Origin of the sequence: Oceanospirillum linum, from assembly GCF_001995095.2 — a bacterium.
Taxonomy (GTDB): Bacteria; Pseudomonadota; Gammaproteobacteria; order Pseudomonadales; family Halomonadaceae; genus Oceanospirillum; species Oceanospirillum linum.
The window spans coordinates 42,154-64,978 of the sequence record NZ_MTSD02000005.1; the positions used below are offsets into that span (position 1 = coordinate 42,154).

The following is a 22,825-nucleotide window of genomic DNA, read 5'->3' on the forward strand; positions in this document are numbered from 1 at the left end:
ATCCATTGTGTCCAAAAATGAACCTGATCCAAGCGTATCAAAATTCAGGGTTCATCATAAACGCTTTAAACATCAAAGTGTTGTCATTTTTTGTGCTTTTTTATCGAGGCTTCGAGTTTACAATTAGCTGGTTTTTGGGTAAAAGACCTCCCTTAGTTTTGCCTTGCCACAGGAGCCCCCATGCAGGAACTTTTACCAAAAGATAAACGCGAGTTTAATAAGTTGCAAAAGCGTTTGCGCCGCCATGTCGGGCAGGCTATTGCCGACTACAATATGATCCAGGAAGGCGATAAGGTGATGGTGTGTCTGTCGGGGGGGAAGGACTCGTACACCATGCTGGATATCCTGATGAGCCTGCAAAAAAGTGCACCGGTAAAATTTGATCTGGTGGCTGTGAACCTGGACCAGAAGCAACCTGGCTTTCCTGAGCATGTTTTACCAGAGTATCTGGCTTCGATCGGTGTCGACTACCATATTCTTGAGCGTGATACCTACAGTATCGTTCAGGAGAAGGTTCCGGAAGGGAAAACGACCTGTGCACTTTGTTCTCGGCTGCGCAGAGGCTCTCTGTATGGTTTTGCAGAAGAGATTGGTGCCACTAAAATTGCATTAGGCCACCACAGAGATGATATGTTGGAAACCTTGTTTCTGAATATGTTTTACGGTGGAACACTTAAAGCGATGCCGCCAAAGCTTTTGAGCGATGACGGAAAAAATATTGTCATTCGGCCAATGGCCTACTGTGTTGAAAAAGAGATTGAAGCGTTTTCTGAGCTGAAAAAATTTCCGATTATTCCATGTAATCTCTGTGGTTCTCAGGATGGCTTACAGCGCCAGGTCGTAAAAGAGATGTTACAAAGTTGGGAGAAGCAGCACCCGGGACGTCTTGATACAATGTTTCGTGCGATGCAGAACGTGGCGCCTTCCCAGCTGGCAGATACGGATCTGTTCGACTTTAAAAACCTTGAGCAAAAGCAGCTTCAAATGATGGCTCAGCGCATTGATATTGTTAACGCCGGTTAAGTTTTAGGTGTGCTCTGAAACTAACGCATAAAAAAAGAGAGCGCTGGGCTCTCTTTTTTTATGGTCTGATGCGGTATATCAGCCTTCGTTGGCTATTTTGGTCTCATTAGGTATTTTTTGTTCCTGATCTGGCAGACCTGCAAGAATACTCAGGTCATCCATGTTCAGGATATGAACTTCTTTGCCGTTAACCGCAATAAGGTCGCTGTTCTGAAAACGAGTAAAGACCCTGCTTACCGTTTCAACCGCCAGACCCAGATAGTTACCTATCTCATTACGGGACATGGGTAACCGGAAGGTAAATGGCGAGTAGCCGCGGCGTTTAAATCGGGTCGAAAGATTAGTCAGAAAAGTAGCGACGCGCTGCTCAGCATTTTTCTTACTCAGTAGCATCATCATCTGTTTGTCATCGCGCAGTTCTCGACTCATGATGCGCAGAACCTGAGAGCGAAGCTCCGGGAGTTCTTTTGCCAGCTCTTCAAGGCGTGCAAACGGAATCTCACAAACCGCTGTTGTCTCCAGTGCCTTTGCAGATACCGGGTAGGTTTCACAATCGATACCATCGAGACCAACCAGCTCACTGGGCAGATGGAAGTTAGTGATCTGCTCTTCGCCGTCATTGGTCATGGCGTAGTTTTTGATGCTACCGGAACGTACCGCGTAAACACAATCAAAGCGGTCACCCTGATGAAAAAGGTGTTCGCCTTTTTTCAGTGGTTGGCGGCGCTTAATTATTTTATCCAGCTGGTCAATGTCTTCAAAATTCAGTGATATCGGCAGACAGAGAGAACTCAGGCTGCAGGTAACACACTTAGTTTCCTTGCTCGGGTGAAAACATATTCCCTTAAGTTGCCCCTTTGGCATATCAGAACTCCGGGCTAATGACTAACAAGAATGGCTCACGGACGCCTCTATAATTCAGAAGCTGTAGCTCATTATGAACATTTTGCTGAACTACGCAAAGTTTTTTGATGCATATCAGGTTTATCAGAATAGCATGATTTAAGACAAGAAAAGGGCAAAAGGCGGTGCTTTCACCCTTTGCCCTGCCGTTATAGCCTCTCAGATAATACGGGAATAGGATTGTGTCAGTGCTTTCTTATCCAGATATTTATCAAACGCCATACATACAGCCCGTACCAGTAAACGACCTGCTGGTGTGACTTTTAGCTTATTACCGGACAGCTCAATCAGACCATCGGCATGGTGTTGTTGTAGGAACTTCAGCTCTTCTTTGAAATAGTTGTCAAAGTCGATATTAAAGTCACGGCTGAAGTGGTCGCCATCCAGCTCAAAGTGACAGATGATCTGATTGATCACACTGCGCCGCAAAATATCATCATCAGTTAATTCGAGGCCCTTGATGACTGCCAGCTGACCACCGTCGATGGCAGATTCGTATTCATTGATGGTGTAAGCATTCTGGCTGTAAGTATTTGCTAGCTGGCTTATAGAAGACACGCCCATTGCAATCAGGTCGCAGTCTGAGTGAGTGGTGTAACCCTGGAAGTTACGGTGTAGCTTGCCTTCTCGCTGAGCGATAGAAAGGCTGTCGTCCGCTTTTGCAAAATGATCCATACCGATGTAAACATACCCGGCTTCTATCAGGCGGTTGATCGTGTGCTCCAGAATCTTCAGTTTCACATCCGGTGCGGGAATTTCTTCATCTTTGATGCGCCGCTGTGGCTTAAAGCGCTCAGGAAGGTGAGCATAATTAAAGACCGAAATACGATCAGGGCTCATGCGGATAATGGTTTCCAGTGTTTCGCTGAAAGTATCTACCGTCTGCAGTGGCAACCCGTAAATCAGATCGATATTTAAGGAGCGAAATCCGAGGCGGCGGGAGTGATCCAGGATCTCCTGGGTCATCTCTTCCGACTGTATTCGGTTAACTGCTTTTTGCACCGCGGGATTGAAATCCTGAACCCCCAGACTTACACGGTTAAAACCCAGTTCACGCAGTAGCTCCATGGTATCGCCTGTGGCTTCCCGAGGGTCAATTTCAATAGAGAAGTCACCTTCGTCGTTGTCCTGAAGATTAAAAGCCTGCCGGGTTTTTGCCATAAGCTCGCGCATCTGGTCGTGGCTCAGAAAGGTCGGAGTACCACCACCCCAATGCAACTGTTTTACTTGTCTTTTTCCTGCATCAGCCAGGGTAGCCTGCATCGCTATCTCTTTATAAACCCTTTCCAGATAAGGTTCAGCTTTGGCGGTATCTTTTGTTGCGATCTTGTTACAACCACAGTAAAAGCAGATGGTATCGCAGAAGGGAATATGAAAATAAAGTGATAAAGGACTGTTGGCATCGATGCTGCGTTGAGCCGCAGCACGGTACTCTGTTTCGCCAAATTGGTCGGTGAACTGAACAGCGGTTGGGTACGAGGTGTAGCGAGGCCCGGAGATGTTGTAACGCTGTATAAGGTCGTGATCCCACTGGATCTGAGTCCGTGTCTTCATAGTTAAACCTTTTCGGCATTGCCGTGCAGTGCATCAGTTAATGCATAATCAGTAAGTAACATTCAATTGTTTCTGGGGTTGGCGGCTCTTTTATTGCTCTGGCGTAACGGAGTGCGGGTCGGTTGATAGCTCCATGTCACTTTTTGACCTCGGATGTCCGGCATGTTGTTGAGATCCTATGCCTGACATATGGGAAGCAGATGCATCACCAGAGTGAGCGTGGTGCTGTCCGATATTAAAAAGTGGTGCCAGCTGCCATAGGGCAAAAATAATGATGATAATAGCCGCGACGGAGCGTACACCAGATGAGCGGCTTAAATCCTTGATCTGGCTCGCTAAAAAGCCAGTCATTAGCATTGCAGGCAGAGTACCTAAGCCAAAAAATAGCATAATGGCGGCACCCTGAAGAGGATGAGCTACTGACAATGCCCAGATAAGAATGCTGTAGACCAAGCCGCAAGGCAGCCAGCCCCAGACCAACCCCAGTAACAGAGCCTGAGTATTGGTTCTAACCGGCATCAACCGCGATGCCATAGGCTGAAGGTACTTCCAGAGATAGCGACCTGCATGCTCGATATAAACCAACCCTTTCCACCAGTTGGCGATATAACAGGCCATCATGATGAGAATGATACTGGCGACAATGCGCATAATTTCGGCAATAACCAGTAAACTATCGCTTAATAAAGCCCCGAGAGATGCGACAATGGTGCCAGCCAGGGTATAGCTGAAAATGCGACCACTGTTGTAAGCCAGTAAAGGTAGCATTCCTGTACTGGAAGGAGAGCGTGCCAATGTCAGCGTACTCATGATGCCGCCGCACATCCCCAGGCAGTGAGCACTTCCCATTAAGCCAAAGACAAAGGCTGCTAACAGGGTCATGGGGCTAAAATCAGCGCCCATCAGATTGAAGAGTCCGGATGATTCCATTAGGGCTGCTTTGAATCCTTGGTATCCGATATTTCAGTCTTTTCCGGTGTATGAGTTCCTACTGTTTGTTGGCCCTGTCCCGGAGATGGCTTTTTGACTGGTTTAACATCATCGTCGTACAAAATGCTGTAAGCCGGGCCGCTCAGGTCGTCAAACTGACCTTTGTCCACTGCCCAGAAGAAAGCCCATATGGCTACGCCTAACAACGTGAGAGAAAGTGGGATCAATAAGAAAAGAATACTCATGTGTGTAGCTCCTTCTGACGCTCAGGGGATGTCAGTTGTGGCAGTTTAGCATTAAGCCGGAGAGCATTGAGTGCAACAATCAGCGAGCTGGCAGACATGCCAATAGCGGCTAGATAGGGTGGGATCACACCTGCTGCGGCTAAGGGTAAGGCTGTTAGGTTGTAACCCGCGGCCCAGGTAAGGTTTTGGCGGATGATGCGGCGTGTTTTTTGACTCAAAGTGATTCCTTCAGGAATTCTCTGGAGTTGTCCGGACATCAGGATGGCATCTGCACTTGTTTTAGCCAGATCTGTGGCGGTTCCCATGGCAATGGAAATATCAGCACCTGCCAGTACAGGAATATCGTTTACGCCATCACCCACCATGATGATGCGCTCCCCTTGTTCCTGAAGTTGGCGGATATAAGCAAGCTTATCCTCAGGTGAGGCGCCGGACCGAATATTGCGGATACCGATAGACTGGGCAATAACACTAACAGCCCCTGACTGATCGCCTGACAGGAGATCAACTTCAAGACCGAGAGACTGAAGTGCAGATACAGCATCTTTGGCACCGCTGCGAATACGATCTCCGATGGAAAACCAGGCAACTGGCTGGGTATTTCTGCTTAAAAGCAGCCATTGGCCGTTATCAGGTAGCTCCGGAGGTTGGTTGTTATCTGTGGCAAACCCAGGTGTACCGATGCGGTATACCTCACCTAAGATAGTACCGCTCAACCCTTTTCCAGGGATGGAGCGTACGTCTTCCGCGAGATAAAAACCACGATATTCATCAAATGCCCGAGCAATTGGATGCTCAGAAGTACGCTCCAATGCCGCGGCTAATTTAAGTGCATCTTCTTCGGTGATGGTGTCATTCAAAACCCTCGTTTCGGTCAGAATTAATCGACCTTCCGTTAAGGTTCCTGTCTTGTCGAAGACAATTCGGGTTGCCTGTGCCAGGCTTTCTACCACGTGACCTCGGGTAACCAGAATCCCTTGCTCGCGAAGTGCATTAGTTGATGTTGTCAGGGCTGTTGGCGTCGCCAGAGAAAGCGCGCAGGGACAGGTAACGACCAGTACTGATAATACGATCCAAAACGCATCTTCCGGACTATGCTGCCACCAGAACAGACCAACACCACAGGTTGATATCAACACACCGAGCACAAACCAATGTGCAACTTTATTCGTGATTTCAGCCGTCTTCGGACGCTCAGAGAAGGCCCGGTCCAGTAGGTGAGCGATATTGGCCACTCTTGCATTCTGTCCGGTTTGTTCTACGCGAATTTTTAATGGGCTTTCAATATTCATTGTGCCCGCGAGTACTTTGTCTCCGGCTGCCTTGGACACAGGCATATACTCACCGGTCAGGGCTGACTCATTCAGGCTGCTCTGACCCTCAATAATGATGCCATCAGCCGGTAAAGTATGGCCGGGCTTGATCAGAAGGATATCCCCCTCGTTTAATTCCCGGGTTAACACGACCTCTTCCTGGTCTGCTGTTTCGCCCTTTGTGAGGCGGGTGGTACTGGTCGGAATCAGGGTGTTCAGAGCATTACCGCTGCGGCCAATACGGTGGCGCGCACGCATCTCAAGGTAGCGGCCAAATAACAGAAAGAAAGTGAACATACTGACAGAGTCAAAATAAACTTCCCCGCTATTTGTAATAGTTGCCCAAGCACTGGCAGCAAAAGCAACACCAATGGCCAGGGAAACAGGAACATCCATGGTTAGGTGGCGGCTTTTCAGATCGCGGAAAGCTGCTCTGAAGAACGGCTGAGCCGAATAGAGAATAACCGGAGCAGAGACAATCAGAGAGAGCCAGCGGAATAGCATGACATACTGTTCCTCCATCTCTTCAAAAGCACCGGCATAAAGCATGATGGCAAACATCATAGCTTGCATCATGCCCAGGCCTGCAATAATCAGGCGCCGAATTGTCTTTTTCTCCTGTTTGACCAAGCGCTCCTGTTGCTCATCGGCCTGGTAGGGGTATGCTTGGAAACCGATAGCGGCAAACATTGTCATAAGTTTGCTTAGCTCGATCTGATCCGGTGACCAGCGCATTGTGGCTCTGTGGTTGCTGAGGTTTACACGAATAGTTTCTACCCCACTGCTTTGACTGACCTGATGTTCAATCAGCCAAACACAGGCGGCACAGGTAATACCATCAATGGCGAGAGAGGCCTCCTTTATACCGTTGCCAAGATCACGAACAAAGCTTTCCTGCACATCCTCTCTGTCGTATAGAGCAAATGCGGCTTGCTGCTCATCGGTCATATCATCAGGCCGGGTGGCCGGTGCATCCCGAAAGCGGTAATAGTTTTCAAGACCGCCGTTAACGATGGCATGGGCTACGGCCTCACAGCCAATGCAGCACATGGGCTGTTTTTCGCCTTCAATAACAACAGAGAAGCTGGAGCCGGCAGGAACCGGCTCACCACAGTGGTAACAGGATAAGCTCATCATAATCCGCCGGTATTATTGGCCTGCTTTAAGCATCAGGGTATCTTCAACAGGAAACTCAGCACTGCCTTTCAGGCGCCACTGGCCATCCGGCGGAGTGATATCCATATACCAAAGGTTTAACGGTGCTTTTTCAACCTGCCCCCGGTAGTGGTTCTCTGTTACCTGCGTCAGGGTGATGCTGTAGTCCCTTGCTGCACGGGTTGGATTAACAAAGTCGAGTTTCAGCTGAGTTGGCCAGCTTTCCAGCTGACCATCCAGTGTGAGAAGAACGTCGCCAGTCAGATTATCAAGTCTAACCTCGGCAGCCATTTTCAGCTCTGCCGCTTTATGATCCTTCTCCAGGGTCTGGTTGATGGCCAGACCCTCTTTGTAGTAATTATCATTAACAGTGCCATCAAAAACCTGAATGGAGAATGTCAGCATTGTTATGCCCACGATCACAGTGACAATCAGGGGGACCAGGAGAAACCAGGGCCAGAACTGTTTGTACCATGCAATGGGTTTCGTATGGGGATTCTGCATTTTTATTACCGCTGTACGGCTCCAATAAAGCGAGATTCTTTACTCAGTTCGTAACCTGAGCTATCGGTCGATTTCACGGTGACCTGAATGTCAGCACTTGGCTCAGACATGTTTTCACGACTGATCTTCATGCGGACAGGTAGGCTGATAACTTCACCGGCGCTCACTGAGACTTCTTTCGTGCCAACCAGTTCCAGGCCTTTGAGACCTTTTACTGACAGTTCGTAAGTGCGGGTCGCCTGATCCATATTGGCCAATTTAATAATGAAACTGTTTTCAATATTACCTTCGGCATCCAGGCGGTATAACTGGTTTCGGTCACGTAGTACTTCGAGCTCAAGGGGAATCCTGTCTCCTACGGCGAAAGCAAAAGCGATAATCATAGCCATCAATGCTGCAAAGTAACCGATCAGGCGAGGCCGAAGAATGTGAGTTTTTTTACCTTCCAGCTCATTCTCAGTGGTGTAACGAACAAGGCCACGCTCATAGCCCATCTTGTCCATCATTTCGTTACAGCCATCAATACAGGCGGCACAAGTGATGCACTCGTACTGGAGGCCATCGCGAATATCGATACCCACCGGGCACACCTGAACGCAAACACCACAGTCGATGCAGTCACCCAGGCCACGCTCTTTATATGTATCATCACCTTTTTTACGTGGGCCTCGACCCTCGCCACGTTTCTCATCGTAGGAAACAACAAGTGTATCGCGGTCAAACATGACACTCTGGAAACGTGCATAAGGGCACATATACATACAAACCTGCTCACGCATCCAGCCTGCATTGACATAGGTCGCAACAGTAAAGAACAGCAGCCACCAGGTTTCCCACGGGCCAAGGTCACCTGACAATATTCGAGAAGCAAGATCCCGTACTGGTGAGAAATAGCCTACAAATGCAAATGCTGTGGCTGCGGAAATGGTCAGCCAAATTAAGTGTTTGGCGGTTTTACGAAGAAACTTTTCTCCGTTCATAGGTGCTTTATCCAGGGAAACACGCTTGTTGCGCGAGCCCTCTGTTATGCGCTCAGCCCAGATGAAGAAGAAAGTCCATACACTTTGAGGGCAGGCGTAGCCACACCAGACCCGGCCTGCAAAAACAGTCATAAAAAACAGCAGGAAAGCGGCAATAATTAATGCCCATGACAGTAGCATGAAGTCATGGGGGAAGAAGGTTGAGCCAAAAACATTAAACTGCCGGTTAGGCAGGTCGAAAAAGATTGCCTGTTTACCATCCCACTGGAGCCAGGAAAACGTGAAATAAGCCAGTAGGAATATCCAGTTAACGGAGGTACGAAGGTTTGTAAACAAGCCAATCGCTTTACGAACATAGATATGCTTGCGCTTCTGATAAAGACTTTCCCCCTCCTGTTTTTTCTCAATTTTACGTTCGTTTGCAGACTTAACGGCATGGGCACGCTTTTTAGCGGCATCCGTAATGTCCTGAGTAGGAATTCTATCCTTCATCGCTAACCAACCTTTTCTACAATTATAAGTATAGATTGGAACCACAAATAACAGGTTCAGGTTTCTACGATTCTACGGGATTTTTAAGAGGGGAGGGAGGAAAAGGAATGCGACATTATGTCGCATTCCTTCAGGTGTTTACTTACCTTGAGACAGGCTGTAAACGTAGGCAGCTACCAGGTGAACTTTGTCTTCACCGATATACTTAGCCTGGGCAGGCATGTGGCCATTACGACCAAGGCGAATAGACTGTTCAACAGACTTCGCAACACCCCACTCAGGGTTCAGGTACAGCCAGGTATTATCCGTCAGGTTCGGAGCTCCCAGCATCTGGTTACCCTTGCCGTCTGCACCATGGCAGGCAACACACATTGCCGTGTAGGTTGCAGAACCAGCTTGAGCAGCAGCGGAATCGGTTTCCTGACCGCTCAGGCTCAGAACATACTGAGTCATTTGAGTTACACCCTCATCACCCAGAACCTCGCCCCAAGCTGGCATCTGACCATTACGACCATTCACAATGGTGTGTTTGATCGCATCAGGCGTGCCGCCATACAGCCAGTCTGTGTCAGTCAGGTTAGGGAAACCGTATGCACCGCGACCGTCTGAACCGTGGCATAGTGCACAGTTGTTGGCGTAAAGGCGCTGACCAACTTTCATCGCTTCTTCGTCCATTGCCAGATCTGCTACAGGGATGCTGGCATATTGCTCAAAGATAGGCGCGTAGTTTTCATCAGCATACTTTACCTCAGCTTCCCATTGATTTACCTGGGTCCAGCCAAGGAAACCTTTAAAGGTACCTAAACCTGGATACAGTGCCAGATAAACCAGACTGAAGATGATGGTTGCGATGAACATGATGAACCACCAGCGTGGCATCGGGTTGTCATACTCTTCGATTCCGTCGAAGCTATGACCCATAGTCTTCACATCACCACTTTTGGGGGAGGCGACACGGTTGGCAAACAGAACCCACCAGCAGCCTGCAATAACACCCAGAGTGATAACAATGATCCATGCGCTCCAAAAGCTAGTCATGGTCTTTATTCTCCAATTTTGATTTGCCCGAGTTATGGCTATCTTCGTCGGCGAATGGCAGATTGGCTGCTTGCTCGAAGCTGCCTTTCTGTCGCTTGCTATAGGCCCAGATTGTCAGGCCAATAAAGCCAACCATTACTAAAATGGTTGAAATGCCGCGCAAGTCATTGATATCCATAAGCCCTTACCGTTTGTCTTTCAGTACAGTGCCCAGCTGTTGCAGGTATGCAACCAGAGCCTCAATCTCTTTTTTGCCCTGAACGCCTGCTTTGGCATTTGCAATATCTTCTGCGGTGTAAGGCACACCCAGAGTTTGCAGGGTTTCAAGCTTTCTGGCAGTTAGTTTGCCATCAAGAGTATTGCTGAACAGCCATGGGTAAGATGGCATTTTAGACTCAGGTACTACGTCACGTGGGTTGTACAGGTGGGCACGGTGCCAGTCATCAGAGTAACGACCGCCAACACGGGCCAGGTCAGGACCAGTACGCTTAGACCCCCACAGGAACGGGTGGTTATATACGGATTCACCAGCAACTGAGTAGTGGCCGTAGCGCTCGGTTTCCGCACGGAATGGGCGAATCATCTGGGAGTGACATACATTACAGCCTTCACGGATGTAGATGTCACGACCTTCAATCTGAAGAGCCGTCAAAGGCTTCAGACCATCAACCGGCTGAGTTGTTTCTTTCTGGAAGAACAGAGGCACGATTTCGGCAAGGCCACCAAAACTGACCGCTACCAGAATCAGTACGATCATTAAGCCAACGTTCTTTTCAATATTTTCGTGTTTCATGTCTATCGTTCCTTACCTTGGCATCAGGCTGTCTGTGCAACAGGTTTGGCTTCTGTATTGCGTACTGTCATCCAGACGTTGTATGCCATGATCAGCATGCCCGTTACCCAGAAAACACCGCCTATCCAGCGAACCAGGAAGCCCGGGTGGCTAGCTTCCAGAGCTTCAACGAAGCTGTAAGTCAGGGTGCCGTCGGCGTTAACCGCGCGCCACATCAGACCTTGCAGGATGCCGTTAACCCACATTGATGCGATATAAAGAACGGTACCGATAGTCGCCAGCCAGAAGTGAACGTTAATCAGGTTAACGCTGTGCATCTGTTCTTTATCAAACAGGCGAGGAATCAGGTGATAAATAGCACCGATAGAGATCATTGCTACCCAACCCAGAGCACCGGCGTGAACGTGGCCGATAGTCCAGTCAGTGTAGTGTGACAGTGCGTTTACTGTCTTGATTGCCATCATCGGGCCTTCAAAGGTAGACATACCATAGAAAGACAGGGATACAACCAGGAAGCGAAGGATAGGATCGTTGCGCAGCTTATGCCATGCACCGGACAGCGTCATCATACCGTTGATCATACCGCCCCATGATGGAGCAAGCAGAATCAGAGATAACACCATGCCTAGGGACTGAGTCCAGTCAGGCAGAGCTGTATAGTGCAGGTGGTGAGGGCCAGCCCACATATAAGTACAGATCAGTGCCCAGAAGTGAACGATAGACAGGCGGTAAGAGTAAACCGGACGTTCTGCTTGTTTAGGAACGAAGTAGTACATCATGCCTAAGAAGCCGGCCGTCAGGAAGAAGCCTACAGCATTGTGACCGTACCACCACTGCGCCATTGCATCGATAGCACCGGAGTATGCAGAGTAAGACTTAGTAAAGCTTACCGGCAGGGCTGCGCTGTTAACGATATGCAGAATAGCAACTGTGATAATAAAGGCCGCATAAAACCAGTTCGCCACATAGATGTGTGAGGTTTTACGGATTTTGACCGTTGCCAGGAAGTTGATTGCGTAAGCAACCCATACTACGGCAATCAGGATATCGATCGGCCATTCCAGTTCAGCGTACTCTTTCGAGCTGGTCAGACCCAATGGCAGAGTAATCGCCGCCAGTACGATTACCAGTTGCCAACCCCAGAAGGTAAAGGATGCCAGAGCGTCGGAGAACAGACGAACCTGACAGGTGCGTTGTACGACGTAGTAAGAAGTAGCGAACAAGGCGCTACCACCGAAGGCGAAAATAACCGCATTAGTGTGCAGTGGACGAAGACGACCAAAGCTCGACCATGCAGTATCAAAGTTTAGTGCCGGCCACACCAGCTGAGCAGCGATCAGGACACCGACGGTCATACCGACGATACCCCAAACGACTGTCATGATGGCGAACTGCCGGACCACCTTGTAATTGTAGGTCGGTTGTTCAGTTGCTGTGCTCATGTCAGGTTCCCATTAACAGCGAGTTTAAGTGAAGGAATCCAGCCGAAGTCTCTTGGATAACGGCTTTTTTGGCAATGACGCATATCAAGGAAGCGCGACAATCCGCCGCACCGTACCGTGGGCATTGGATCATGTGAGACAAACCTTGATCAAATTGCATCGCACCTGATTTCAACGCTTCCTCTAGCGAATCTTTCAGGCGGGGGGATTTTAACAGTAAATAGAAGGGGATGGCATAGCCGAAAGTCGTAAAAACCTAACGCTGATAGGGGTTTGTTGATCTGGGTCGATAATTATAACCCTGTGTTTTATTGGGGTTTTACGATTGGTAGGGGTTTTAGCCGCTGTTTTTTAATGGCTTTGCGCTAGCTTTTGTGTGTTTTGGGGTCATGTACTCTTACTCTGTGTTTTTTCTTATAATGTATACGCTAACTAACTGAAAAATAATTTAAATTTTTTCAAAAAAGTATTTGACAGGGTTTGATAAATCCCTATAATTTGCGCCACAAGTTGCGGGGGTGGTTAGCTCAGCCGGGAGAGCACCAGCCTTACAAGCTGGGGGTCACAGGTTCGATCCCTGTACCACCCACCATTTTTTGCTTACATTAAATGGTCTCTGTAGCTTGTTTGATGATATGCGGACCGGTAGTTCAGTTGGTTAGAATACCGGCCTGTCACGCCGGGGGTCGCGGGTTCGAGTCCCGTCCGGTCCGCCAATTTCATCGTTGCGTTGGGTGGTTAGCTCAGCCGGGAGAGCACCAGCCTTACAAGCTGGGGGTCACAGGTTCGATCCCTGTACCACCCACCATTTATCTCTTATTTGAGAGATATAGTGGTTGAATGCAAATAGCTTTATATGTGGACCGGTAGTTCAGTTGGTTAGAATACCGGCCTGTCACGCCGGGGGTCGCGGGTTCGAGTCCCGTCCGGTCCGCCATTTAGCTATATGTACAACGCAAATTGCCTGTTAACAGGCGATGTATCGAAATGTCTTTTTAGACAATCCCGTGGGTGGTTAGCTCAGCCGGGAGAGCACCAGCCTTACAAGCTGGGGGTCACAGGTTCGATCCCTGTACCACCCACCACTTTCGCCTAGCGTTAGTGTGATCAGATTTATATGCGGACCGGTAGTTCAGTTGGTTAGAATACCGGCCTGTCACGCCGGGGGTCGCGGGTTCGAGTCCCGTCCGGTCCGCCATTTGATCTGGTATTTTTTTGATACTCCCGTGGGTGGTTAGCTCAGCCGGGAGAGCACCAGCCTTACAAGCTGGGGGTCACAGGTTCGATCCCTGTACCACCCACCACTTTAGATCTGTCTTTGACAGCTAAAGCGTTTTGCAAGTTTATGCGGACCGGTAGTTCAGTTGGTTAGAATACCGGCCTGTCACGCCGGGGGTCGCGGGTTCGAGTCCCGTCCGGTCCGCCATTTGCTTGCTTTCATCTCAGTGTTTTATTCTCATTACCGAATCTGAATCCTTTCCTTATATACTATTTTCATTGCTCCATCTTCCATTGCTCCATCTCCATTCTGATTGTTATTGTTGTTGACTTCGGTATTGTCCGGGTGCCTGCCCGTGCCAACGTTTGAATGCCCGCTGAAATGCTGGTGACGAAGAAAAACCCATCAACCATGCTATTTCTCCTATAGTCAGCTTTGTATCCCTTATATAGCGGGTTGCCAGCTCTTTGCGGGTTTGATCAAGTAGCTGAGTGAAACTTACGTTTTCAGACTGTAGCTGACGTTGCAGAGTCCAGGGTTCCAGGCTGAAGTGCCGGGCGACACTACTAATTGATGGTGTTTGACCGCTGAGTTGCATCGCAATCGCTTCCTCCACTTTATCCACAAGTGTTCTGCCTTGTAATATTTCGTCCAGGGCTTGCTGGCAGAGCCGTTCCAGCTGACGGAACGTAATCGGGTTGCTTTTGACGGTGCTGTGCTGGCACAGGCGGTTAGGGAGCCAGAGAGTATTCCCCCGGGCTGAAAACTGTACCGGAAGTTTCCATTTTCGATAGGCTGCGGCATAAGCTGGGCGCTCAAACTCAATCTCCACTGTGGCTCCTGCCTGACTTATTTCAGACAGAGATCTGCCACTCCATTCCTGTAGTAGGCTTAACCAGCCTCCCAATACCGCATCGACAACAAAGTAGTTGTATCGGTTGTAGGGGCTTATGGAATAAAAGCAAAAACCTGTGCGCTCAGCTTCGCGACGTACAAAGCTATGCCCACGGCTGTTTGAGCTATAAAGGCGCTCGAAGCGAATCGAGGTTTCCAGGGCATCGCCCAGAGTTGCTGCGGACTGTGCGGTCAGGCCCATCAATCCAAAGTGATGGCTTCGACACTTTTCTCCCATCAGAATACCAATATCCTGACGACCCGTAAGACGGGTTGCCTGCTCGCCTAAACGCATATAGCGGGGGATGCTGATTCTTCGGTCTGGATGGCTAAGATCTAAATCCCTCAGCCCAAAGTCCGAAAAGAGACTTTCTGCACTTTTACCTTGCTCAGTGATGGCCTGATAAAGGCACTGCAGAATATTGACGTTAATATCGCCTAGTTTCATGAGTTAATGATTGTTCTCTAAAGTTATTATTCTGTTGTCTAAAGATAGTACGTTTTTATGCTCATGGTTTACAGTTAAGCCAACATAAAAATAAAGCTCTGATTTTAAATTGCGGAGCAGCCTGATTGATGACCGAGGATATTTTGATGACAACAGCAAATACTCATGCGCCGTATCCAAACCTGCTTCAGCCCCTTGACCTGGGATTTGTAACGCTGCCTAACCGGGTTCTTATGGGCTCTATGCACACGAATCTGGAAGAAAGCCCAAATGGTTTTCAGCGTCTGGCAGCGTTTTATGCTGAACGTGCAAAACACGGTGTAGCTCTGATTGTGACTGGCGGTATCGCTCCAAATAAAGAAGGGGCGGTTTTTGAAGGTTCTGCCAAGATGAGTACGCCGGAAGAGGCGGAAAAGCACAAGGTGATGACGGATGCTGTCCACGATGCCGGTGGTCGTATCTGTATGCAGATTCTCCATGCGGGTCGTTATGCTTATTCTCAGCGTTCTGTGGCTCCCTCTGCAATTCAGGCCCCAATTAACCCGTTCCCTCCCCATGAGTTAACAGCAGAGGAGGTTGAAAAACAGGTAGCGGATTATGTGAACTGTGCGGCTTTGGCTCAACAAGCTGGCTATGATGGCGTTGAGATCATGGGATCTGAGGGGTATCTGATTAACCAGTTTATTGTTGCTCGGACCAACAAACGTACGGATGAGTGGGGCGGTTGTTTTGATAACCGGGTTCGTTTTGCTACCGAAATTGTGCGTAGGGTTCGGCAGCAGGTTGGATCAGACTTTATTATTATTTTCCGCTTATCAATGTTGGATCTGGTTGAAGGTGGTAGCGATTGGCAGGAAGTGGTTGAACTGGGTAAACGAATTGAAGCTGCCGGTGCTACCCTGATCAATACCGGTATTGGCTGGCACGAAGCCCGTGTTCCGACGATTGCCACCAGTGTTCCCCGGGCTGCTTTTACCCGTGTTACACAGCAGATGAAGCAAGAGCTTAGCATTCCGTTGATTACCACCAACCGTATCAACACCCCGGAGGTCGCTGAGGAAGTATTGGCCGAGGGTCATGCTGATATGGTTTCTATGGCACGGCCTTTTCTGGCCGATCCGGCTTTTGTCAGCAAAGCTGCTGAAAACCGTGCGGATGAAATTAACACCTGTATCGGGTGTAATCAGGCTTGCCTGGATCATACCTTCCAGATGAAGCTGACCTCGTGCCTGGTGAATCCCCGTGCCTGCCATGAAACAGAAATTATCAGCCTGCCTGCGAAACAGGTTAAGTCCGTTGCTGTTGTAGGGGCTGGCCCTGCGGGTTTATCGGCTTCCACGACTGCCGCCGAGCGAGGCCACAATGTCACCCTGTTTGATGCAGGGTCTGAGATTGGTGGGCAGTTTAATTATGCTAAGCGTATTCCGGGTAAAGAGGAGTTTTACGAAACCCTGCGTTACTTTAAGCGCCGCATTGAAGTTACTGGCGTTGAGCTGCGCTTGAATACCCGTGTCACAGCTGAAGATCTTAAAGACTTTGATGAGGTTATTCTGGCAACAGGTATTGCACCACGGACACCGGATATTGAGGGTATTGATCACCCGAAAGTTGTCAGTTACATCGAAGCCATTACAGGCACCAAGCCTATTGGTCAGAAGGTCGCCGTGATGGGTGCCGGGGGTATCGGTTTTGATGTTTCTGAGCTACTGACGCAAAAGGGGGAGTCGGCCAGTTTAAATATCGATGAATTTATGCGTGAGTGGGGTGTTGATCTTACGGTTCAGCACCGTGCTGGTATTGAAGGCGTTGAAGCCCATAACCCTGAGCCTGCACGGGAGGTTTGGTTGATGCAGCGCAAGGCCAGTAAGTTAGGTAAGGGGCTCGGTAAAACGACTGGCTGGATTCATCGGGCATCGCTGCAGAAGCGTAGTGTCAATATGTTATCCGGCTGTGACTACCTGAAAATTGATGATGAAGGTTTGCACCTGACGATTAATGGTGAACCTGAGCTGTTACCGGTGGATAATATCGTTATCTGTGCCGGCCAGGAGCCATGCCGGGAATTAGAAGCAGGCCTTAAGGCGCTGGGCAAAGAGCCGCACTTGATTGGAGGAGTCGATGTGGCTGCTGAACTGGATGCTAAGCGAGCAATTGATCAGGGGCTTCGTTTGGCGGTGACGCTATAATAAAGTACGACAGAAACAGGTCTGATCCACAGAGGGAGCTTCGGCTCCCTTTTCTGTTTTTACATCCTCTATTCGTCAGTACGGGTTTGCTGCCTTATAATGCCGAAATTTAAATAACTGTTTTGATACGGGCGGTAATTATGCAGATCTGGGTGGACGCGGACGCTTGTCCGAAAGTAATTAAAGATATTTTATTCAGGGCCTCTCAGCGTCTGGATCTGCCGATGACCCTGGTTGCGAATCAGCCATTAACTGTGCCGCCAAACTGCAAAATCCGGGCTGTTCAGGTACCTCCTGGGTTTGATGTTGCAGATAACTATATAGTACAGAATCTTGATCCCGGTGATCTGGTGATCACAGCAGATATCCCTTTGGCAGCAGAGGTCATTGAAGAAAATGCCCATGCACTGAACCCCCGTGGGGAGCTGTACACAAAAAATAATATCCGTGAGCGCCTGATGATGCGTGATTTTATGTCAGACCTGCGCAGTAGTGGTGTTCAGACCGGAGGTCCGGCTGCCTTAGGGCCCCGAGATCGTCAGGAATTCGGTAATGCACTGGATAAATTTCTGGCAAAGCATGTGAAACCAGCCCAGTAACGTGCCGGAAATGTACCCTTTAAACATACCCTTGCAGGAAAAGCAGTTTCAGGTGTGGCTGGATTGCCTTATGGAGCCGGAGCTGCAGTCACTGCGGCATCCTCTGTTAACGGAGATGCAGGTTGAGCTTTGTGTTTTGCGTACAGACAACGTTCACCCTGTTATATCCGGTAATAAAGCCTACAAACTGAAATATAACCTTAAAGCTGCTTTGGAGCGGGGGGCGTCTGGTGTTCTCTCTTTTGGTGGTGCCTGGTCCAATCATCTTCATGCTTTGGCTTATTCCTGCCATCTATTGCAGCTTCCCTGCGTTGCCGTGATTAGAGGTGAGCAGGAGTTGGCCGCTAAAAGTGCGATGTTGCAGGACTTAAAGGTGTGGGGCACTCAACTGTACTTTATAAGCCGGAAAGAATATCGCCAGCGAAATAATCCGGATTGGCTGGAGCAGTTAACCAGAGAGTACCCAGGCTATTTCGTTGTTCCTGAAGGTGGTAGCAGTGCTTTGGCTACCCCGGGCATTGCTGAGCTTTCACGCCAGTTAGAGTGTAAATGTGATCAAAAAAACTGGCAGGCGGATCAGGTGTGGTGTGCGGTAGGGACTGGGGGTACGCTGGCGGGCTTAATTACCGGGCGGACAAAAAACTATCAGATTATTGGTGTGCCCGTTTTAAAAGGCGGTGAATTTCTGACTTGCGATATTAATGAACGCTTACTTGCTGGTAGCGATTCCGGTATAGAAAAGAAAAACTGGAAGTTGCTGTTTGATGGGCATTTTGGTGGTTATGGTAAAGCCCCCCCTGATCTGATCCGGCAGATTACTCAATTAAGTGAGGGGCTTGAAACTTTTAATCCTGGTCTGTCTCTGACTCTGGACCCGGTTTATACCGGAAAGCTTTTTTGTCGTTTCTGGCAGTCACTTCAGGCCGGAGAGTTCAGGAAAGGCTGCAGGATACTCTTGATACACAGCGGAGGCCTTCAGGGACGGCGAGGTTATGGATTAAGTGCAGCCGTGGCATAATGGTCAGGTTGAGATTACAGGAGAAGGCAAGGTTATGCAGGATCAATCCCTAAAAAATGTTCAGTCCGGCATTCTGGCAGAATCAAATCAATTTGGTTTTTATATCACGTATACCCTAAGCCATGATGACGATCTCTTACCGCTGATTCGCGATATGGTTGCGCGATTCCCCGCGATGATAGATGAATGTTCACGGGTTTTCGATGTGCCTTCTCTTAATGGTGTTGTCGCCATTGGCTCTGATGCATGGGATCGGCTTTATCCACAAGGACGACCGGTTGCCCTGAAACCTTTTCCTGAAATGAAGCAGGGTAGCCGTCTTGCCCCGGAAACACCTTGTGATCTCTATTTCCAGATCCGCTCTGATCGGCATGATATCAACTTTATTGTCGCTCGCCGTATCGACAGTATGTTAGGGGAGATCGCCAATCTTCAGGAAGCAATCCCGACATTTCGTTATTTGGATTGTCGTGATCTGACAGGCTTTGTTGATGGGACTGAAAATCCACAGGGTGAAGAGCGGGCCAAAGTGGCGCTGGTTGGTCATGAGGATCCGTCTTTTGCTGGCGGCAGTTATGTTCATATTCAGCGTTATGTCCACAATATGCCGGTTTGGAATGAGGTTTCTGTTAAAGAGCAGGAGCAGGTTTTTGGGCGAAGTAAAGCGGATAATATTGAGTTTGAAAGTGATGCCAAGCCGCTGACATCCCATATCAAGCGAACAGGCATTAAAGATGAGGAAGGTGAAGCCATTGAGATTCTTCGTCAGAGTATGCCCTATGGGAATCTGAGTGCTCAGGGGCTGTATTTTGTTTCTTATTGCCGCTTTTCAGACAACTTTACCCGTATGCTGGCCAGTATGGTTTATAGCGATGCCCATGGTCATTATGATCATATGTTGAAGTATACAGAGGCGGTAACAGGGGCTGCTTTGTTTGCACCTTCCAGGGATTTTTTGGTCAAGTATGTTGGGGCGGCGGCAGAAGCCGAACAGTTGAAGAAAGAGAAAGCTGCTGCTGAAGCCCTTAGGCTGGCAGAAGAAGAAGCTGAGCTGAATTCGACCCGTTCCGAGCTAGCTTATACGCCATTAAGTGAAGCCCTGGTCCGCCCTGATGCCCTGAATCCAGTGGAGCCTGAGGTTGAGAAAAATCAGGACACTGAGCCGGGCGATCAAAAGAAAGTATCCGATCAGGATACAGCACCGGAGGTTAAAACGGTTACCCCAACCAATACTGGTGGTCGCCGTTACTCTGCCAGTTTTTATCAGGCGATGCTGGAAGATGACGAAGACCAGCCGCAGACCTCGCAGGCTGATTCCCAGAAGAATCTCAAGCAGCAGCCTGGGTTGCCCTGGACACTAACCGAAGAGGGCAAAAAAGGCTTGAAAGACGACGACTGATTCTTTCGAATCTGATGCTATTGATGAGTCAGCCTGTCTTGCAGGTTCTTTATTCTTTTTAATATACAGGCTGTGTTCAGCCTGTTTATAAGCTGAGACCCCCATGTTTTCTATCTCTCGAACAGACAAGCGACTGGCAGCACAGTTACAGGAAAAAATTGATACCAAAACCAAGCCACCAGGGTCTCTTGGACAGCTGGAATCGGTTGCGCTCAAAGTGGGTCTGATTCAGCAAAGCCTGAGACCTGAGTTAAAACGGCCGCATATGTTAGTTTTTGCGGGTGACCACGGTGTTGCCCGAGAAGGTGTCAGCCCCTTTCCTCAGGAGGTCACTCTTCAGATGGTGCTGAATTTTCTGAAGGGTGGTGCTGCAATTAATGTATTTTGTCGTCAGCATGATATTGAGCTGGAAGTGGTTAACTCAGGCGTTGCCGGGGAGTTGCCAAAGCATCCTAAGTTGTATGATGCCTGCATTGCCCGTGGCACAGCCAGTTATCTCAATGGCGCAGCTATGACCGATGAGCAGGTTAAACAGGCGCTCCAGCGAGGTGCTGACCAAGTGGCTCGTGTTGCGGCCGGAGGCTGCAATGTTGTGGGATTTGGTGAGATGGGAATTGGTAATACATCTTCCGCAGCCCTGTTAATGCATCAATTAACAGGAATTCCTCTGGTGGAGTGTGTCGGCCGGGGTACCGGACTTGACGAACAAGGCGTTCTGAAAAAGCTGGCAGTCCTGCAGCAGGCTTCAGCTTGTTATCTGGAAGACAATAACGGGAATAAAGACCATAATCCTCTACGGATTTTAGCCCGTTTCGGCGGCTTTGAGATCGCGATGATATGTGGCGCCATGTTAAAAGCTGCAGAGTTAAAAATGTTGGTATTGGTGGATGGTTTTATCGCTACCAGTGCTCTTTTGGTTGCTCAGACTCTGTACCCTGATGTATTGGATTATTGTGTATTTACGCATCAGTCTGATGAAAGTGGTCATCGCAAGATGCTGGGGCACCTGAATGTGCAGCCACTGTTGCAGCTTGACCTTCGACTGGGGGAAGGCAGTGGTGTTGCTGTGGCTTATCCACTGATCGCTTCCTCGGTTGCTTTTCTGAATGAGATGGCTTCGTTTGCCGATGCCGGGGTCAGTGGTGAAAATGTGGCTGCTGGCGAAAAAGGCAAGAGCGCCGGAAATGGCAACTGATTCTGAAACCGGTCATTTTTGGCGGTTTCAGTGGCAGCTTTTGCTTGCTGCTGTTGTTCTCTTTACCCGCATACCTATATGGAAAAAGATACCGGATGAAGCTCTGCAACTGAGTCGTGCTGCCCGCTTTCTGCCGGTGATTGGTATTTTAGTCGGTGGCTTAAGTGCGCTCTCTTTCCTTGGATTCTACGCTATCTGGCATAATAGCTGGTTAGCGCTTCTGTTGAGCACCATTGTCGGTATCTTGCTTACGGGTGCCTTCCATGAGGATGGCTTTGTGGATTCCTGTGATGGTTTTGGTGGTGGCTGGCAGAAAGAGCAAGTGCTCGCCATTATGAAGGATTCCCGTATAGGTACATATGGCGCTCTGGGCTTAGGTTTGATGCTGACCGTTAAGCTTTCAGCACTTCATCTGATACCTGTTGAGAGGGTGGCCTATGCTATTGTTTTGGGGCATACCCTGAGTCGAAGCTTCTCTGCCAGCTTTATGTATGGTTTGAGCTACGTCCGTGATGAGGCTGATCGGAAAATTTCCGGTCATAGCGACCAGTTGACGCTCAAGGAGTTAGCGTTTATCGCTGCTATCGGTTTATCCGGTCTTCTATTTCTCAGTATCCTGCACTCGGTCATTCTGTTACTGGTACTGTTTCTTTTACAGAGAGGGCTTCGTTGGTATTGGTCCCGGCGGATCGGGGGGTATACCGGCGACTGTCTCGGTGGAGCGCAGCAGTTAGCAGAAGCATTTATCTATCTTGTCCTCGCTGCTACTTTGAACTGATGTGATTCAGGAAACCTTTTATGATAACGAAGACCTGTGATTACCTGCTGATTCGTCATCTTAAGCCTCAGGTCGATGCAGGGATCTGCTATGGGGCAACAGATCTTCCCGCAGAGGAGCTACCATCAACCGCCTGGCAGAAGCTGGGGCAACGTTGTGACCTACCTGTAATTTCAAGCCCATTACAGCGAGCATCAGAACTTGCCCGTTATATTGCTCAGTGCCGTGGTGCCGGTGCATCACCCTATCTGGATGATCGCTGGCAGGAGTTGAATTTTGGGCACTGGGAAGGATTGAGCTGGCAGGATATAGGCCAGCACAGTGTTGAGCGTTGGCAGCAGAATCTGCTCAATTTTTCTTTCCCCGAAGGGGAATCTGCAAGCCTTATGCAGCAACGGGTGTTGGCCGCTTTCCATGACTGGCAGCGGCAGGCAACCGGAGGGGTTTTGGTGACTCATCTGGGGGTTATCCGCATGGTGCTGGGGCATGTGCTGCAGATCCCTTTTCAGCAACAGTTGGTGATACAGGTGGATTACCAACAAGGAGCTTGGCTCAGGCAAAGCTGGCTGGAGGATATTACAGGGGAATATCAGGAAGGTTCTGCCCTATGGCAGCTTAAAGGTTTAAATCTGTCTGCAGAGGTTTTGTCAGCAAGCTTCACCTGATATATGGATAGAAGGGCTGATGATTACACATGAAATTCGTCGATCTAGCTTT

20 protein-coding genes and 8 tRNA genes are annotated in these 22,825 nt (G+C 49.1%); 16 read left to right on the forward strand and 12 right to left on the reverse strand.

What is annotated here, in order from left to right:
- The first annotated feature begins 180 nt into the window (after positions 1–180).
- Positions 181–1,023, forward strand: coding sequence for a tRNA 2-thiocytidine(32) synthetase TtcA (gene ttcA / locus BTA35_RS11830; protein WP_078320038.1), 843 nt, complete (start codon positions 181–183; stop codon positions 1,021–1,023).
- 78 nt (positions 1,024–1,101) lie between these two features.
- Here the strand turns inward: ttcA and fnr are convergent, their stop codons facing one another.
- From fnr to ccoN, 11 genes are all read right to left on the reverse strand, one after another.
- Positions 1,102–1,887, reverse strand: a complete 786-nt coding sequence (gene fnr / locus BTA35_RS11835; protein WP_078320039.1) for a fumarate/nitrate reduction transcriptional regulator Fnr — start codon at positions 1,885–1,887, stop codon at positions 1,102–1,104.
- A gap of 198 nt (positions 1,888–2,085) precedes the next feature.
- Positions 2,086–3,480 carry an oxygen-independent coproporphyrinogen III oxidase gene (gene hemN, locus BTA35_RS11840; RefSeq protein ID WP_078320040.1) on the reverse strand — a complete coding sequence of 465 codons (1,395 nt, stop codon included), beginning with the start codon at positions 3,478–3,480 and terminating at the stop codon, positions 2,086–2,088.
- A 90-nt stretch (positions 3,481–3,570) separates the two neighbouring features.
- Positions 3,571–4,410, reverse strand: a complete 840-nt coding sequence (locus BTA35_RS11845; protein WP_338013012.1) for a sulfite exporter TauE/SafE family protein — start codon at positions 4,408–4,410, stop codon at positions 3,571–3,573.
- Positions 4,410–4,655, reverse strand: a complete 246-nt coding sequence (gene ccoS / locus BTA35_RS11850) for a cbb3-type cytochrome oxidase assembly protein CcoS (RefSeq protein ID WP_078320041.1) — start codon at positions 4,653–4,655, stop codon at positions 4,410–4,412. Before ccoS ends, BTA35_RS11845 begins: the two co-directional genes overlap by 1 nt.
- Positions 4,652–7,105 (reverse strand): heavy metal translocating P-type ATPase, encoded by a 2,454-nt coding sequence (locus tag BTA35_RS11855; protein ID WP_139363659.1) that lies wholly within the window; start codon positions 7,103–7,105, stop codon positions 4,652–4,654. The genes ccoS and BTA35_RS11855 overlap by 4 nt, the downstream gene beginning before the upstream one ends.
- A gap of 12 nt (positions 7,106–7,117) precedes the next feature.
- Complete coding sequence (locus BTA35_RS11860) at positions 7,118–7,627, reverse strand: FixH family protein (RefSeq protein WP_078320043.1); 510 nt, start codon at positions 7,625–7,627, stop codon at positions 7,118–7,120.
- Positions 7,628–7,632: 5 nt separating this feature from the next.
- Positions 7,633–9,099, reverse strand: a complete 1,467-nt coding sequence (ccoG, locus tag BTA35_RS11865; RefSeq protein ID WP_078320044.1) for a cytochrome c oxidase accessory protein CcoG — start codon at positions 9,097–9,099, stop codon at positions 7,633–7,635.
- Positions 9,100–9,237: 138 nt separating this feature from the next.
- Entirely contained in the window at positions 9,238–10,137 is a 900-nt protein-coding gene (gene ccoP, locus BTA35_RS11870; protein WP_078320045.1) for a cytochrome-c oxidase, cbb3-type subunit III, read from the reverse strand.
- Positions 10,130–10,315, reverse strand: coding sequence for a CcoQ/FixQ family Cbb3-type cytochrome c oxidase assembly chaperone (locus BTA35_RS11875; protein WP_078320046.1), 186 nt, complete (start codon positions 10,313–10,315; stop codon positions 10,130–10,132). The genes ccoP and BTA35_RS11875 overlap by 8 nt, the downstream gene beginning before the upstream one ends.
- Before the next feature lie 6 nt (positions 10,316–10,321).
- Positions 10,322–10,930 carry a cytochrome-c oxidase, cbb3-type subunit II gene (ccoO, locus tag BTA35_RS11880; protein WP_078320047.1) on the reverse strand — a complete coding sequence of 203 codons (609 nt, stop codon included), beginning with the start codon at positions 10,928–10,930 and terminating at the stop codon, positions 10,322–10,324.
- Between the two features lie 23 nt (positions 10,931–10,953).
- Entirely contained in the window at positions 10,954–12,372 is a 1,419-nt protein-coding gene (gene ccoN / locus BTA35_RS11885; RefSeq protein WP_078320048.1) for a cytochrome-c oxidase, cbb3-type subunit I, read from the reverse strand.
- A 516-nt stretch (positions 12,373–12,888) separates the two neighbouring features.
- Between ccoN and BTA35_RS11890 the strand changes: the two genes are divergently transcribed.
- From BTA35_RS11890 to BTA35_RS11925, 8 genes are all read left to right on the forward strand, one after another.
- A tRNA-Val gene (locus BTA35_RS11890) sits at positions 12,889–12,964 on the forward strand.
- A 47-nt stretch (positions 12,965–13,011) separates the two neighbouring features.
- Positions 13,012–13,088, forward strand: a tRNA-Asp gene (locus tag BTA35_RS11895).
- Positions 13,089–13,104: 16 nt separating this feature from the next.
- A tRNA-Val gene (locus tag BTA35_RS11900) sits at positions 13,105–13,180 on the forward strand.
- Between the two features lie 52 nt (positions 13,181–13,232).
- Positions 13,233–13,309, forward strand: a tRNA-Asp gene (locus tag BTA35_RS11905).
- A gap of 72 nt (positions 13,310–13,381) precedes the next feature.
- Positions 13,382–13,457 (forward strand) — tRNA-Val (locus tag BTA35_RS11910).
- Positions 13,458–13,493: 36 nt separating this feature from the next.
- Positions 13,494–13,570, forward strand: a tRNA-Asp gene (locus tag BTA35_RS11915).
- A 30-nt stretch (positions 13,571–13,600) separates the two neighbouring features.
- Positions 13,601–13,676: transfer RNA gene (locus tag BTA35_RS11920), tRNA-Val, on the forward strand.
- Positions 13,677–13,721: 45 nt separating this feature from the next.
- Positions 13,722–13,798: transfer RNA gene (locus BTA35_RS11925), tRNA-Asp, on the forward strand.
- A 109-nt stretch (positions 13,799–13,907) separates the two neighbouring features.
- Here BTA35_RS11925 and BTA35_RS11930 read toward each other — a convergent pair.
- Complete coding sequence (locus tag BTA35_RS11930) at positions 13,908–14,933, reverse strand: AraC family transcriptional regulator (protein ID WP_078320049.1); 1,026 nt, start codon at positions 14,931–14,933, stop codon at positions 13,908–13,910.
- A 146-nt stretch (positions 14,934–15,079) separates the two neighbouring features.
- Here BTA35_RS11930 and BTA35_RS11935 point away from each other — a divergent pair, with 146 nt between their 5' ends.
- The 7 genes from BTA35_RS11935 (at position 15,080) to BTA35_RS11965 (ending at position 22,773) form a co-directional block, all read left to right on the forward strand.
- The gene (locus BTA35_RS11935; RefSeq protein ID WP_078320184.1) at positions 15,080–17,119 is read left to right on the forward strand and encodes an NADPH-dependent 2,4-dienoyl-CoA reductase; all 2,040 of its coding nucleotides are present in this window, start codon (positions 15,080–15,082) and stop codon (positions 17,117–17,119) included.
- A gap of 140 nt (positions 17,120–17,259) precedes the next feature.
- On the forward strand, positions 17,260–17,718 hold the full coding sequence (locus tag BTA35_RS11940; RefSeq protein WP_078320050.1) for a YaiI/YqxD family protein: 459 nt from the start codon (positions 17,260–17,262) through the stop codon (positions 17,716–17,718).
- Positions 17,719–17,728: 10 nt separating this feature from the next.
- Complete coding sequence (locus tag BTA35_RS11945; RefSeq protein WP_078320051.1) at positions 17,729–18,736, forward strand: 1-aminocyclopropane-1-carboxylate deaminase/D-cysteine desulfhydrase; 1,008 nt, start codon at positions 17,729–17,731, stop codon at positions 18,734–18,736.
- Positions 18,737–18,770: 34 nt separating this feature from the next.
- Positions 18,771–20,135, forward strand: a complete 1,365-nt coding sequence (locus BTA35_RS11950) for a Dyp-type peroxidase (RefSeq protein ID WP_078320185.1) — start codon at positions 18,771–18,773, stop codon at positions 20,133–20,135.
- Positions 20,136–20,238: 103 nt separating this feature from the next.
- Positions 20,239–21,330, forward strand: a complete 1,092-nt coding sequence (cobT, locus tag BTA35_RS11955) for a nicotinate-nucleotide--dimethylbenzimidazole phosphoribosyltransferase (RefSeq protein ID WP_078320052.1) — start codon at positions 20,239–20,241, stop codon at positions 21,328–21,330.
- Entirely contained in the window at positions 21,320–22,108 is a 789-nt protein-coding gene (locus tag BTA35_RS11960; RefSeq protein ID WP_160055213.1) for an adenosylcobinamide-GDP ribazoletransferase, read from the forward strand. The genes cobT and BTA35_RS11960 overlap by 11 nt, the downstream gene beginning before the upstream one ends.
- Before the next feature lie 20 nt (positions 22,109–22,128).
- On the forward strand, positions 22,129–22,773 hold the full coding sequence (locus BTA35_RS11965) for a histidine phosphatase family protein (RefSeq protein WP_078320054.1): 645 nt from the start codon (positions 22,129–22,131) through the stop codon (positions 22,771–22,773).
- The last annotated feature ends 52 nt before the right edge of the window (positions 22,774–22,825 follow it).